This window comes from Microbacterium trichothecenolyticum (assembly GCF_041938625.1).
GTDB classification, from domain to species: Bacteria; Actinomycetota; Actinomycetes; order Actinomycetales; family Microbacteriaceae; genus Microbacterium; species Microbacterium trichothecenolyticum_D.
On sequence record NZ_CP169427.1, the window covers coordinates 4,409,591 to 4,422,516 of the forward strand.

12 protein-coding genes are annotated in these 12,926 nt (G+C 72.7%); 8 read left to right on the plus strand and 4 right to left on the minus strand.

Annotation, left to right across the window (positions count from 1 at the left end; translation table 11 throughout):
- Nucleotides 1-15: 15 nt before the first annotated feature.
- The 3 genes from ACEYYH_RS20360 to xdhC are packed head-to-tail and all read left to right on the plus strand — an operon-like array spanning nt 16 to nt 4,713.
- Nucleotides 16-1,440 carry a xanthine dehydrogenase small subunit gene (locus ACEYYH_RS20360; protein ID WP_374976105.1) on the plus strand — a complete coding sequence of 475 codons (1,425 nt, stop codon included), beginning with the start codon at nt 16-18 and terminating at the stop codon, nt 1,438-1,440.
- A complete protein-coding gene (gene xdhB / locus ACEYYH_RS20365; protein WP_374976106.1) occupies nt 1,437-3,869 on the plus strand; it encodes a xanthine dehydrogenase molybdopterin binding subunit in 2,433 nt (810 codons plus the stop codon). Before ACEYYH_RS20360 ends, xdhB begins: the two co-directional genes overlap by 4 nt.
- Before the next feature lie 10 nt (nt 3,870-3,879).
- On the plus strand, nt 3,880-4,713 hold the full coding sequence (gene xdhC / locus ACEYYH_RS20370) for a xanthine dehydrogenase accessory protein XdhC (protein WP_374976107.1): 834 nt from the start codon (nt 3,880-3,882) through the stop codon (nt 4,711-4,713).
- Nucleotides 4,714-4,833: 120 nt separating this feature from the next.
- Here the strand turns inward: xdhC and ACEYYH_RS20375 are convergent, their stop codons facing one another.
- From ACEYYH_RS20375 to ACEYYH_RS20385, 3 genes are all read right to left on the minus strand, one after another.
- A complete protein-coding gene (locus ACEYYH_RS20375) occupies nt 4,834-5,325 on the minus strand; it encodes a nucleoside deaminase (protein ID WP_374976108.1) in 492 nt (163 codons plus the stop codon).
- Nucleotides 5,326-5,382: 57 nt separating this feature from the next.
- A complete protein-coding gene (gene rraA / locus ACEYYH_RS20380; protein WP_374976109.1) occupies nt 5,383-5,850 on the minus strand; it encodes a ribonuclease E activity regulator RraA in 468 nt (155 codons plus the stop codon).
- Between the two features lie 88 nt (nt 5,851-5,938).
- On the minus strand, nt 5,939-6,475 hold the full coding sequence (locus ACEYYH_RS20385) for an ArsR/SmtB family transcription factor (RefSeq protein ID WP_374976110.1): 537 nt from the start codon (nt 6,473-6,475) through the stop codon (nt 5,939-5,941).
- A 58-nt stretch (nt 6,476-6,533) separates the two neighbouring features.
- Here ACEYYH_RS20385 and ACEYYH_RS20390 point away from each other — a divergent pair, with 58 nt between their 5' ends.
- From ACEYYH_RS20390 to ACEYYH_RS20405, 4 genes are all read left to right on the plus strand, one after another.
- Entirely contained in the window at nt 6,534-7,940 is a 1,407-nt protein-coding gene (locus ACEYYH_RS20390) for an MFS transporter (protein WP_374976111.1), read from the plus strand.
- Between the two features lie 252 nt (nt 7,941-8,192).
- The gene (locus ACEYYH_RS20395) at nt 8,193-9,347 is read left to right on the plus strand and encodes a type III polyketide synthase (RefSeq protein WP_374976112.1); all 1,155 of its coding nucleotides are present in this window, start codon (nt 8,193-8,195) and stop codon (nt 9,345-9,347) included.
- A 13-nt stretch (nt 9,348-9,360) separates the two neighbouring features.
- Nucleotides 9,361-10,065, plus strand: coding sequence for a methyltransferase domain-containing protein (locus ACEYYH_RS20400; RefSeq protein ID WP_374976113.1), 705 nt, complete (start codon nt 9,361-9,363; stop codon nt 10,063-10,065).
- Complete coding sequence (locus tag ACEYYH_RS20405; protein WP_374976114.1) at nt 10,058-11,191, plus strand: FAD-dependent oxidoreductase; 1,134 nt, start codon at nt 10,058-10,060, stop codon at nt 11,189-11,191. The genes ACEYYH_RS20400 and ACEYYH_RS20405 overlap by 8 nt, the downstream gene beginning before the upstream one ends.
- 167 nt (nt 11,192-11,358) lie before the next feature.
- Here ACEYYH_RS20405 and ACEYYH_RS20410 read toward each other — a convergent pair whose 3' ends face one another.
- Complete coding sequence (locus ACEYYH_RS20410; protein WP_374976115.1) at nt 11,359-12,201, minus strand: UbiA family prenyltransferase; 843 nt, start codon at nt 12,199-12,201, stop codon at nt 11,359-11,361.
- Nucleotides 12,202-12,332: 131 nt separating this feature from the next.
- Between ACEYYH_RS20410 and ACEYYH_RS20415 the strand changes: the two genes are divergently transcribed.
- Nucleotides 12,333-12,914 carry a nitroreductase family protein gene (locus ACEYYH_RS20415; RefSeq protein ID WP_374976116.1) on the plus strand — a complete coding sequence of 194 codons (582 nt, stop codon included), beginning with the start codon at nt 12,333-12,335 and terminating at the stop codon, nt 12,912-12,914.
- Nucleotides 12,915-12,926: the final 12 nt, after the last annotated feature.

Consider the following 12,926-nt stretch of genomic DNA (forward strand, 5'->3'; position numbering starts at 1 on the left):
AACCGAGACAGCGCTGTGACCGTCAACGGGCGGGTCGTCCCGCTCGTCGGCACCGTCGCGCACGCCACCGCGCTGGACTGGCTGCGCGGTCTCGGACTCACCGGCGCGAAGGAGGGCTGCGCCGAGGGCGAGTGCGGCGCGTGCGCCGTGCTGGTCGCCACGGCGGGGCCCGAGGGCGCCACGGCGTGGACGCCCGTCAACGCCTGCCTGCTGCCGGCGCACGCGCTCGACGGCCAGGAGGTCGTGACCTCCGAGGGGCTCGGTTCGCCCGACGACCTGCACCCGGTGCAGCGGCAGCTCGCGGCCGCCGGCGGCTCGCAGTGCGGCTACTGCACGCCCGGGTTCACATGCGCGATGGCCGCCGAGTTCTACCGCGCCGACCGCGAGGCGGGCGCGGTCGACGCCGAGCACGGGGCGAACGGGTTCGATCTGCATGCGATCGGCGGCAACCTGTGCCGCTGCACGGGTTACCGTCCCATCCGCGACGCGGCTTTCGCGCTCGGGATGCCGCGTCCCGATGATCCGCTGCGGGAGAGGTTGCGCGAGCCGGCGCCGCCCGCGGTCGCCACCGACGTTCGGGCGGACGACGGGCGTTTCGTGCGACCTGCGAGCCTGGACGAGGCGCTGCAGCTGCTGCGCGACGAGCCCGACGCCGTCGCGGTCGCGGGGAGCACGGACTGGGGCGTCGATGTGAACCTGCGCGGCGCGCGCGCACCGCTCGTGGTCGCGATCGACCGCCTGCCCGAGTTGAAGGCTCTCGGGTTCGCCGGCGACGCGGTCGAGATCGGCGCCGCCGTTCCGCTCTCCGAGATCGAACGCCGCGTGGGCCCGCGCGTCCCGCTGCTCGCGCAGCTGCTCCCCCAGTTCGCGTCGCGCCTCATCCGCAACCGCGCGACTCTCGGCGGCAACCTCGGCACCGCCTCCCCCATCGGCGACGCGGCGCCCGCCCTGCTCGCGCTCGGCGCGTCCGTCGTGCTCGTCTCGGCCGACGGCGGCGAGCGCGAGGTCGACCTCGCCGATTACTTCACGGGGTACCGCACGTCGGTCAGGCGCCGCGACGAGCTCATCCGCGCTGTGCGCATCCCGCTTCCGCAGCCCGGCGTGACCGCATTCCACAAGATCGCGAAGCGGCGGTTCGACGACATCTCGTCGGTGGCGGTCGCCTTCGCCCTCGACCTCGACGACGGCGTCGTCACGAACGTACGCATCGGCCTCGGCGGCGTCGCCGCGACGCCCCTCCGCGCGTATGCGACCGAGCACGCCCTCGACGGACGCCCGTGGACCGCCGCGACGGTGGCAGCAGCATCCCTCGTCCTGCAACAGGAGGGGACGCCGCTCGACGACCATCGCGCGAGCGCCGCGTACCGCGCCCGCATGCTCGGTATGGCGCTGCCGGCGCTCTTCGCGGCGTCGGCCGACGAACCGGAGGCGACGGCATGAGCTCGCTCGCCGATCGTCCCGAGAACCCGGTTGTCGGCCGCCCGGCGGTGCACGAGAGCGCAGCCCTGCACGTCACCGGAGCCGCCGTCTACACCGACGACATCGCCGCGCGCGCCCACGGCGTGCTGACCGCGTGGCCCGTGCAGTCCACGTCGGCGCACGCGCGGGTCACGGTCGACGTCGCGCCCGCATACGAGGTGCCGGGGGTCGTCCGGGTGCTGACCGCCGACGACGTGCCGGGCGTCAACGATGCGGGGGTCAAGCACGACGAGCCCCTCTTCCCGCGCGAGGCGATGTTCTTCGGGCATGCGCTGGTGTGGGTCTTGGGAGAGACACCGGATGCTGCGCGCCGGGGCGCCGCCGCCGTCACGGTGACCTACGAACCGCTGCCGTCATTGATCACGGTGCAGGAGGCGATCGCCGCCGGGTCGTTCCAGGGCGTGCCGCGCACCATTGCGCGCGGGGACGCAGCATCCGCTCTCGAATCCTCTGCGTTCGTGTTCGAGGGCGAGAGCGCGGTCGGCGGGCAGGAGCACTTCTCGCTCGAGACGCACGCCTCGTTCGCGGTGCGCGAGCCCGATGGTCGCTACTTCGTGGAGTGCTCGACACAGCACCCCTCCGAGACGCAGGAGATCGTCGCGCACGTGCTCGGCATCGCGTCGAGCGAGGTCACCGTCGAATGCCTGCGCATGGGCGGCGGCTTCGGCGGCAAGGAGATGCAGCCGCACGGGTTCGCGGCGATCGCGGCGCTGGGCGCGAAACTCACCGGACGCCCCGTGCGCCTGCGCCTCAACCGCACGCAGGACATCACGATGTCGGGCAAGCGCCACCCGTTCCACCTGACGTGGCGAGCGGGCTTCGACGCCGACGGACTCCTGCAGGCGCTCGACGCGACGCTCACCGCCGACGGCGGCTGGAGTCTCGACCTCTCCGAGCCGGTGCTCGGCCGCGCGCTCTGCCACGTCGACAACGCCTACTGGATCCCGAACGTGCGGGTGCACGGCCGCGTCGCCCAGACGCACAAGCCGTCGAACACGGCGTTCCGAGGCTTCGGCGGCCCGCAGGGCGCGTTCCTCATCGAGGACATCCTGGGCCGAGCAGCGCCCGCGCTCGGCATCGATCCGCTGGAGCTCCGCGAGAAGAACTTCTACCGGCCCGGCCAGACCACGCACTACGGGCAGCTCGTGAAGGACGCCGGGCGGCTGCCCGCGATCTGGAACCGGCTGCGCGCGTCGTCCGACCTCGATGCCCGGCTGCGGGAGGTCTCGCGGTTCAATGCCGCGCACGCCGACCGCAAGCGGGGCCTCGCGATGACGCCGGTGAAGTTCGGCATCTCGTTCACCTTCACGTCGTTCAACCAGGCCGGCGCGCTCGTGCTCGTCTACAAGGACGGCTCGGTGCTGATCAACCACGGCGGCACCGAGATGGGCCAGGGCCTGCACACCAAGATGCTGCAGGTCGCCGCGACCGCGCTCGGTGTGCCGCTCGAGGCCGTGCGCGTCGCCCCGACCCGCACCGACAAGGTGCCGAACACGTCGGCCACCGCCGCCTCGTCGAGCGCAGACCTGAACGGCGGCGCGGTCAAGCTCGCGTGCGAGGAGATCCGCGGCCGGCTCGCCGCGGTCGCGGGCCGCCTGCTCGGCGTCGACGCGCGCGACGTGCGCTTCTCCGACGGGTACGTCACCGCGCTGGGCGGAGGCGAACGGATGCTGTTCGCCGATGTCGTCGCGGCCGCCTACCTGCAGCGCGTGCAGCTGTTCGCCGCGGGCTACTACCGCACCGAGGGGCTCCACTGGGACGCCGACCGCCAGCAGGGGTCGCCCTTCAAGTACTTCGCCTACGGCTGTGCCGCCGCCGAGGTCGAGGTGGACGGCTTCACCGGCGCGTATCGCCTGCGCCGCGTCGACATCGTGCACGACGTCGGCGACTCGCTGTCGCCGCTGCTCGACATCGGCCAGATCGAGGGCGGGTTCGTCCAGGGCACGGGGTGGCTCACGCTCGAGGAGCTGCGATGGGACACCGGCGACGGACCCACCCGCGGGCGCCTGCAGACGCCGTCGGCCAGCACCTACAAGCTGCCGAGCTTCTCCGAGATGCCCGAGGAGTTCCACGTCGCGCTCTTCGAGGACGCCCGCGAAGACGGCGCCGTGTACGGGTCGAAGGCTGTGGGCGAGCCGCCGCTGCTGCTCGCGTTCAGCGTGCGCGAGGCGCTCCGCCAGGCGGTCGGGGCGTTCGGGCCGGGTGGGCGTTGCGTCGAGCTCTCGTCGCCCGCGACCCCCGAGGCGGTGTTCTGGGCGATCGAGGCGATGCGCGGCGCGGGAGGTGCGGGCGCAGCATCCGTGTCCCGGGATGGAACGGATGCTGCGACCACCGGCCCGACGGAGGACTCGGGGTCAGCGGAACCCGACCTGCTCACGGCGGGCCGCTGAGGGCTCGGCCGTGGACTGGCTCGACGCGGTGCGGACCCTGCGCGACGCCCGCACGCCCGCGGTGATCGTGACGCTCGCCATGGTGCGGGGGCACGCGCCGCGCAACGGCGGCGCGAAGATGGTCGTCTCGCCGGGCGAGGTCTTCGAGACGATCGGCGGCGGCAACCTCGAAGCCACCGCCGTCGCGCGCGCCCGCGCGATGCTGGCCTCGGGCACCGCCGAGCCGGAGCTGCTGACGCTCACCCTGAGCGACAAGGAGACCACCGAGTACGGGGTGCAGTGCTGCGGAGGAGAGGTCACGTTGATGCTGGAGCCGGTGCGGGTCGTGCCGTCGGTAGCGGTGTTCGGGATGGGGCATGTCGGGCTCGAAGTCGCGCGAATCCTCGCGCGCCAGCACCTCGACCTGCACCTCGTGGACTCGCGGGAGTCGATGCTGTCGCCGTCGCGGCTGGGGGTGAACGGCGTGCCGGGGCCGCTCGCCGACGCGGTCGCGGGGGTGCACGTGCACCACGCGCCGGTGCCGGAGGTGGTGCTCGCGTCGGTGCCGGCCGGGACGCACGTTCTCGTCATGACCCACGACCACGCCGAAGACCTGGCGATCGTCGACCAGGCGCTGCGCACCGAGGGCATCGCCTCGATCGGCCTCATCGGCTCGCGGTCGAAGTGGGCCCGCTTCCGGGCGCGCCTGCACGAGGCCGGCCACGACGAGGCCGCCCTGGCCCGGGTGACGACCCCCATCGGCCTCCCCGAGATCCCCGGCAAGCAGCCCGCGACGATCGCCGTCAGCGTCTCCGCTCAGCTGCTGCAGCTGATCGAGGAAGCTGCTCCCGTACCGCCGGGCTGAGCCGTTCTTCAGATCAGGAGATCTGGCCTACACAGGACGTTTCGGCGCAGATCCCCCTGCCTTCGCCAGATCTCCTGATCTCGCCGACGGCCTGGCCGACGCCGGCTCGGGGAAGACCGATCAGTACTCTATGCGCGACGAATTCCGGCCCCATTCGGTGAACGGCGCGACGCGGTGCTCGGGGACGAGCTCGATCGATTCCACGGGCATGATGTCGCGGTGCTCGGGGTGCCCGTCGAAGTAGCGGTAGAAGACCGCGTCGTCGAAGCCCGCGGCTGCGGCGTCCTCGCGGTCGGCGGCGAAGTAGACGCGCTCGATGCGGGCCCAGAGCGCGGTGCCGAGGCACATCGGGCACGGCTCGCAGCTCGAGTAGAGCGTCGCACCGGTGAGGTCGAACGTGCCGAGCCCCTGGCACGCCCGCCGGATCGCGACGACCTCGGCGTGCGCCGACGGGTCGAGGTCAGCCGTGACCCGGTTCACGCCCTCGAAGATCTGCCCGTCCGCCGACACCACGACCGCGCCGAACGGACCGCCCGCGTGGCGGACGTTCTCGGTCGCGATCTCTATGGCCCGGGCGAGGTGGCGGGCGGGCGTCCCGTCGGTGGAGGACATCAGCCCCACCCTACGAGCGCCCCGCGCCGTGCGCACCACCCCTCGCCGCGCGCCCCGTCAGCGCTCGACGAGCACCCCGTCGGCGTCGGCCCACACGTGCTTGCCGGGCGCGAACGCCACGCCTGCGATGACAACCGGCTCGTCGACCTCGCCGACGCCGGCCTTCGCGCTCTTGCGCGGGTTCGATCCGAGCGCCTTGACCCCGAGGTCGAGCTCGCCGATCGCGACCCGATCGCGGATCGCGCCGTGCACGATGAGCCCCGCCCACCCGTTCTCGACCGCGGACGCCGCGATGAGATCTCCCACCAGCGCCGATTCGAGCGATCCGCCGCCGTCGATCACGAGCACAGCCCCCTCGCCCGGGGTGGCGAGCACCGCCTTCACCAGCGCGTTGTCGCGGTGGCACCGCACGGTGCGGATCGGCCCGTCGAACGCGACGCGCCCGCCGAGGTCGTGCAGCTGCAGCGCGAGCGAGTCGAGCTCGTCGCCGCGTTCGTCGTAGAGGTCGGCCGTCGCGGTGGTCATGGCTTCACGCTATGACGGATGCCGCGGGCCGCAGCATCCGTCATCCGGAGAAGTTCTCGCGGCCTTCTGCGAACCGCAAGAACCCGCGTCAGGAGAGGGCGGGCGGGTTCTCGTCGGGGTGGAGCGTGCTGAAGAACGAATATGTCTCGCCGTCGGGGTCGGGACCGCGCTCCTTGAACTCGTTGACGAGCTCGTACAGCCGCTGCCGGAACTCGTGCAGGTGGTCGGGGGTGAGCTTCAACCCCATCCACGTGGCGTCGAGGTCCTCGGGGTCGACGCCCTCGATCTGCTGCAGGAAGGTCTCGATCAGCACCGGCGACCCGCCGGGCATCGACGTGCGCCACGAGAGCCCGGTCGCGCGATACGGCACCTCGCGCGCACCCTGGGCGCCGGTGCGCTCGGCCTCGGCCGCGAGGTAGCCGGTCTGCACGAGCGTGCGGACGTGGTGCAGCATCGTGCCCGGGTTCACGCCGAGCAGCTGGGCGAGCTCCTTGTTCGTGCGCGACTCGAACGCGCACAGCCGCAGCACCCGCAGGCGCAGCGGCGAGCTCAGGGCGCGCATGCGCGCCTCCGCCTCGGGATCCCCCGGGCGAAGCTCGATCCGCTCCTCGGACTGGTCGGCCACGAGGCCAGCATATCCCGAGTGATTGACAGATCTCAATCAGTGACGCACACTGATTGGCATGTCTCAATCAGACGAGGTCCGTGAGGCCGAGGACGTCGACGACGCCGTGCTTGTGGAGGCGCAGGCCGAGGCATCCGGCCCACGGTCTCGCGTCGACGAGGCGGCCGAGGCGGATCAGGCTCTGCACAAGGCACCGACGCTCCCGGGGGCAGCCAGAGGATCCCTGTGGCGCGATGCCAACTTCCTGACGCTGTGGGCGGGCCAGGCATCCAGCCAGTTCGGCGCGCAGATCACCGAGCTCGCGATCCCCGTCCTCGCCGTGCTGCTGCTGAACGCGAGCGAGTTCGAGGTGGGCGTGCTCAACGCCGCGAACGTCGCGGCGTTCCTCGTGATCGGGCTTCCTGCCGGCGCCTGGATCGACCGCATGCGCAAGCGGCACGTCATGATCTGGGCCGACGGCGTGCGGGCGGTCGCCCTCGCATCGCTTCCGCTGCTGTGGTGGGCGGGCGCTCTGCAGATGTGGCACGTCTTCGCCGTCGCCCTGATCATGGGCGTCGCGACCGTGTTCTTCGACGTGTCCTACCAGAGCATCATCCCGTCACTGGTCCGGCCGAACCAGATCGCCGAGGCGAACGGCAAGCTCCAGTCGACGTACGAGCTCGCCAACATCGCCGGCCCCGGCATCGGCGGCTGGCTCATCGGCGTGCTCACGGCGCCGTTCGCGATCCTCGCCACCGTCGGCACCTACGTCGTCTCGCTCATCGCGCTGCTGCTCACCCGCGACCACGAGGAGCGCCGCGCGGCCGAGGACCGCGCCCCGATCCTGCACGAGATCCGCGAGGGGCTGAAGTTCGTCTTCACCGAGAAGCTGCTGCGCCGCATCGTCGGGTTCACGGCCACCGGGAATTTCTTCAACACCATCGCGATGACGATGCTGCCGATCTTCCTGCTGCGCGAGCTGGGCTTCAGCCCGGAGTCGATGGGCCTCGTGTTCTCGCTCGGCGCGATCGGAGGCTTCGTCGGCGCAATCGCCACTCCGCACATCGTGCGGTGGATCGGCGAGGCGCGCGCCATCCCGGTGAGCGCGATCGCCATGAGCGTCGCGGCGTCGCTCCTCCCGGTCGCCGCCCTCGTGCCCGCGGTGGCCTTCCCGCTGCTGGTCGCGCAGTTCTTCGTCTCGAGCTTCACCGTGCTGCTCTACAACATCACTCAGGTGACGTTCCGCCAGCGCATCACGCCGGCACGACTGCTGGGGCGCATGAACGCGTCCGTCCGGTTCGTCGTGTGGGGCGTCATGCCGGTCGCCGCACTCCTGTCCGGGGCACTGGGGACGTGGCTCGGTGTGGTCCCGACGCTGTGGATCGCCGCCGCCGGCCAGCTGCTCGCCTGCCTGTTCGTGGTGATCGCACCCTTCTGGTTCATGCGAGAGCTGCCCCACGCGCACAGCGAGGCTGCCGCCGGCTGAAGGCCAGGATGCTTCGGCCCGCCGCGCAGGGTGTGGGCCGAGGCATCCGTTTCTCCTCGGGCCGCAGCATCCGTCCCCGCAGCGCCGATCCGCGAGACCGGGGATTCTCTCCGAGACCGAGAACGACGTCCTCGGTCTGGGCCGGAACGCCTGGGTTCGACGAGAAGATGGCGGGTTGGCCGTGCGGTACCCGACGCCCCGGATTCCGGCAAGGTCGTGCCCTGCGGGGCCCGAGCATGCTTAGGTTGCTCCATGACGGCCCGCATCGTCTCGATCGGCACAGCTGTTCCGCCCACGCGCATCGCGCAGGAGGTCGCGCGCGACATCTTCGCGGCTCAGGAGGGAGCTGATCGGCTGGCGCGGCGACAGATCCACGCGGTGTTCGACGCGTCGGCGATCGCGCAGCGGCACACCGTGCTGTCGGAGTTCGTGACGGGCCCGGCGCCCGCGCCCGTGCCCGCCGCCTTCGTCGACGGGAAAGGGCGGCTCCTCTCCCCCACCACGGGCGCGCGCAACGAGCGCTTCATCGCAGCGGCGCCGGAACTCACGGCCGCCGCCGCACGCAACGCCCTGGCCGACGGCGGCGTCGATCCCTCGGCCGTGACCCACGTGGTGACCGTCTCGTGCACCGGACTTTTCGCGCCGGGCCCCGACTACCGACTCGTGCGCGATCTCGGCCTCAGCCCGACGGTCGAGCGGTGCCACCTCGGTTTCATCGGGTGCGCGGCGGCGCTGCCGGCACTGCGGGTCGCGTCGGCGCTGGCGGCGACGCGGCCGGACGCCGTGGTGCTCGTCGTGTGCACCGAGCTGTGCACGCTGCACCTGCGGCCTTCGAACGATCCGCAGCAGATCGTCGCGTCCTCGGTCTTCGCCGACGGCGCGGCAGCGGCGATCGTCACCGCCGACCCGTCCGTCGGGAACCCCGGGGGACTCGACCTCGACAGGTTCGGCACCGCCCTCACCGAGGAGGGCGAGACGGACATGGTCTGGACGATCGGCGACAACGGGTTCGAGATGATCCTGTCGGCCGAGGTGCCGCGCATCATCGGCCGCGAGATCCAGGGTGCGGTGGGGCGATTCCTGGGCGACGACGCTCGGCCCGAGGTGTGGGCGGTGCATCCCGGCGGGCGGAGTGTGCTCGATCGCGTCGAGACCGGACTCGACCTCGCGCCGGAGGCCCTCGCGGCGTCGCGCGCCGTGCTGCGCGACTTCGGAAACATGTCGAGCGCGACGATCCTGTTCATCCTCGCGTCGCTGCTGCGCGACGACGACGTCCCCGATGGCGCGCGCATCGCCGGGCTCGCCTTCGGCCCGGGCCTCACCGTCGAGTCGGCGCTCATGACCCGGCGCCGCCCGGCCTTCGCGACCGCCGACGACGCCGACCTCGCCCTGGCGGCCTCCGCGTGAGGGCGGTGCCGGCATGAGCCTCGCCGTCCGCGACGACCGGCTCGCCGAGCTCATGGACGATCCGGCCTGCGACCCGGACCTGCTGCGCGCCACGCTCGTGCGCTTCGGCACGGTCAACCGCCTGGTGTCGGGCTGGGGTGTCGTGTACCGCGGACGGCTGCGCACTCACCTGGCCGCGCTCGGCCGACCGGCGCATGTGCTCGACATCGGGTCCGGCGGCGGAGACCTCGTCGCCCGCCTCGCCGCAGCCGCCCGGCGCGACGGACTCGACGTGACCTGGACCGGCATCGACCCCGACCTGCGTGCGCACGAGGTCGCCGTGGCACGCACGCCGATCCCCGGGGCGACCTTCCGGAGAGCGGATGCTGCCACCCTCGTCGCCGAGGGGCTCACGTACGACGCGGTGCTGTCGAACCACGTGCTCCATCACCTCGGCGACGACCTCGGGCACTTCGCCGAGGAGTCCCTCGCGCTTTCGCGCGGCATCGTGCTGCACAGCGATATCGCCCGCTCGCGCCTCGCGTACGGGCTCTACGCCGTGGGCATCACACCCTTCCAGCGCGGCACGTTCCTCCGCACCGACGGCCTCCGCTCGATCCGCCGCAGCTACACGCGGACGGAGCTCACGGCCGCACTCAAGGGCGACGACCCCGGGGTCTGGTCGGTGGAGCGCCCGGTGCCGTTCCGGCTCGTGGCCGTGGCGCGTGGCCGTGCGTGACGTCACCGTCGTCGGCGCCGGACCGGTCGGGATGCTGCTGGCCGGCGAGCTCGCCCGCCGCGGCGTCGACGTCGAACTCCTCGAGCGGAGACCCGCTGTCGGCGACGGCACCCGGGCCATCGGCATCCACTCCCCCGTCCTGGCCGCGCTCGAACCGTCCGGTCTCACGGACCGCCTGCTCGCCGAGGCGGTGCGCGTGCGACGCGGCCAAGCCCGGTCGCGAGGCCGGCTGCTCGGCACCGTGCACTTCGATGTGCTGTCGGCGCGCTTCCCCTTCGTGGCGACCCTGCCGCAGGCGAGCACCGAGTCCGTCCTCGGCGCCGCCGCTCCGGAGCCGCTGCGCGGCGCGTACGTGCTCGCGGTGATCCCGCGCCGGGATTCGGTGGTCGTGCGGGCGGGGATCCTCGGCCGCCCCGTCGAGTCCGAGAGCCGCATCGTCGTCGTCGCCGGCGGAGGCGCGGCACGCGATCTCGTCTACCGTCCGGGGGCCGTGCCTGCGCGTGACTATCGCGACCGGTATCTGATGACGGATGCTGCCGCCGACGCCGACGCCGAGCTCGCGGTGATCCACCTCGATCCCGACGGCGTGCTCGAGTCCTTCCCATTGCCGGGCGGCCGACGGCGGTTCGTCGCATGGGACCCGCCGGGTGCCGGCGACGAGCCCGAGGACCGCGTACGGCGGCTGCGCGACGCGCTGGCTCGTCGCGGGGAGGGGGCGGCGGCCGACGCGGTGTCGACGGCGACGTCGTTCGGCGTGCGCCGAGTGGTCGCGCCCCGACTGCGCCACGGCCGTGTCTTCGCGATCGGAGACACGGCCCACGAAGTCAGCCCCATCGGCGGGCAGGGGATGAACCTCGGCCTGCTCGACGCGGTGACGCTGGCGCCGCTCCTCGCCTCCTGGACGCGCACCGGCCGAGCGCCCGACACCGGGCTGCTGCGGTGGGAGGCCCGTCGCGTCCAGTCAGCGCGGCGCGCGGCCGCGCTCGCGAGCGTGAACACCGCGCTCGGCCGTCCGAGCGGTCGCGGCGACGCGCTGCGGCGCGCGACCGTGCGCGCGATGCTCGCCGGCCCGTCGGCCCGGCTGTTCGCCCGCGCCTACTCGATGGGCTTCGACTTCGACGCCTGATCCCGGCGTTCCCCGGGTGTCGGCGCCTGAGCCCGGCGTTGCCCGGGGTGTGGGCGCACGGCGTGCCCTTGGGGCGCGCGAGATGCGCCCCGAACCCGGATGACCAGCCGGGAACGGATGCCGCGCCCCGCTGCCCGCACGGTCAGAACCACGACCGCGCCGACGCGTCAGGCGACGAACGCGCTGCCTGACGCCACGAGCTGGGCCGCCAGGAGCAGCGCCGCCAGCATCACGAGCCGGAACAGCGTCCGCGTCGGCGGCCGCGCCATCGCGCGCCACGCGGTCGCCCCGGCCACCGCGACGACGGCCCCGAAGAAGACCCACGACACCGGCGACACGGCGGCGAGGTCTCCGCCGGCAGCCCCGAGCAGCACCGCGACCGCACCCCCCACGACGGCGAGCGCCGCGACGATCGCCGACACCCGCGGCCCCAGGCGGTGCGGCAGGCCGCGCACCCCGGTGCGGGCATCGTCGTCGAGGTCGGGCAGCACGTTCGTCAGGTGCACGGCGGCGCCGAGCGCGGCGCCGGCGACCCACGCCCACCAGGCCGCGAACGCCGGGTCGGGGGCCGACAGTGTGGCGAGCGACGGGAAGATCCCGAAGCTCACCAGGAACGGCACGATCGACCACGGGGTCGACTTCAGTCCCGCGTTGTAGGCCCACGCTGAACCGAGGGCGAGGGCGTGGGCTGCCAGCATCCGCCATTCCAATGGCACCGAGAGAACCAGAGCCGAACCCAGCAGGCCGAGCGCCGCACCCCAGGCGACCCGCGCTGACACGTCCCCGCGCGCGATCGGCTTGTCGGTGCGCCCCACCGCGCGATCGCGCGCCGCGTCGAGGGCGTCGTTCGAGATGCCCACCGACAGCTGCCCCGCGAACACCGACGTGGTCAGGAGCACGAGCCGCCATGCCTCGAGCCCCGTCGCGATGCCGAGCGCGAGAGCGAGCGCGGTCACGACGAGCGTCGGCCCCGGATGCGAAGAACCCCACAGAGCACGGACGGTGCGCACGGGTCGATGCTCTCACGGGCCGGCCGGCGACACGGGAGGTCAGAGAGGGAATGTTCTCAGGTCCATGTCGTTGCATGGATCTGGGCCGACGGGGTCCCGGCAGAAATCGCTCGACCCCAGAGGAGCAGCCCATGTCCACTCTCACCACCCGCACCGCCGAGACGGACGCGCCCATCATCGACGTGCTCGCCGAGCGCTGGAGCACCCGCATCTTCGACCGCGAGTCGGTCATCGACGAAGCCGCCCTCGCGAGCGCGCTCGAGGCCGCCCGCTGGACGCCCACCGCCGCCAACACGCAGGCCTGGCGCGTCATCGTCGCCCGCCGCGGCTCGGCCGCGCACGCGACCGTTCTCGGTTCGCTCGCCGGCTTCAACAGCGCGTGGGCGGGCGACGCCGCCGCGCTCGTCGTCTTCGTCGCCGAGACCTCGCGCGACGGCGAGCCCCTGCGCTGGGCCCAGTACGACACCGGCCAGGTCGCGGCGCACTTCACCGTACAGGCTCACGCCGACGGTCTGTCGACGCACCAGATGGGCGGCTTCGACCGCGACGCCATCACCGCCGGCTTCGGCCTCAGCGCCGATTTCACCCCCGTCACCGTCATGGCGATCGGCGAGCTCGGCGACATCCGCACGGCCTCCGACGAGCTCCAGGCGCGTGAGAACGCCCCGCGCGTGCGCCGCCCCGTCGCCGACTCGGTGCTCGTGAACGACTGATCCACCCCGGAT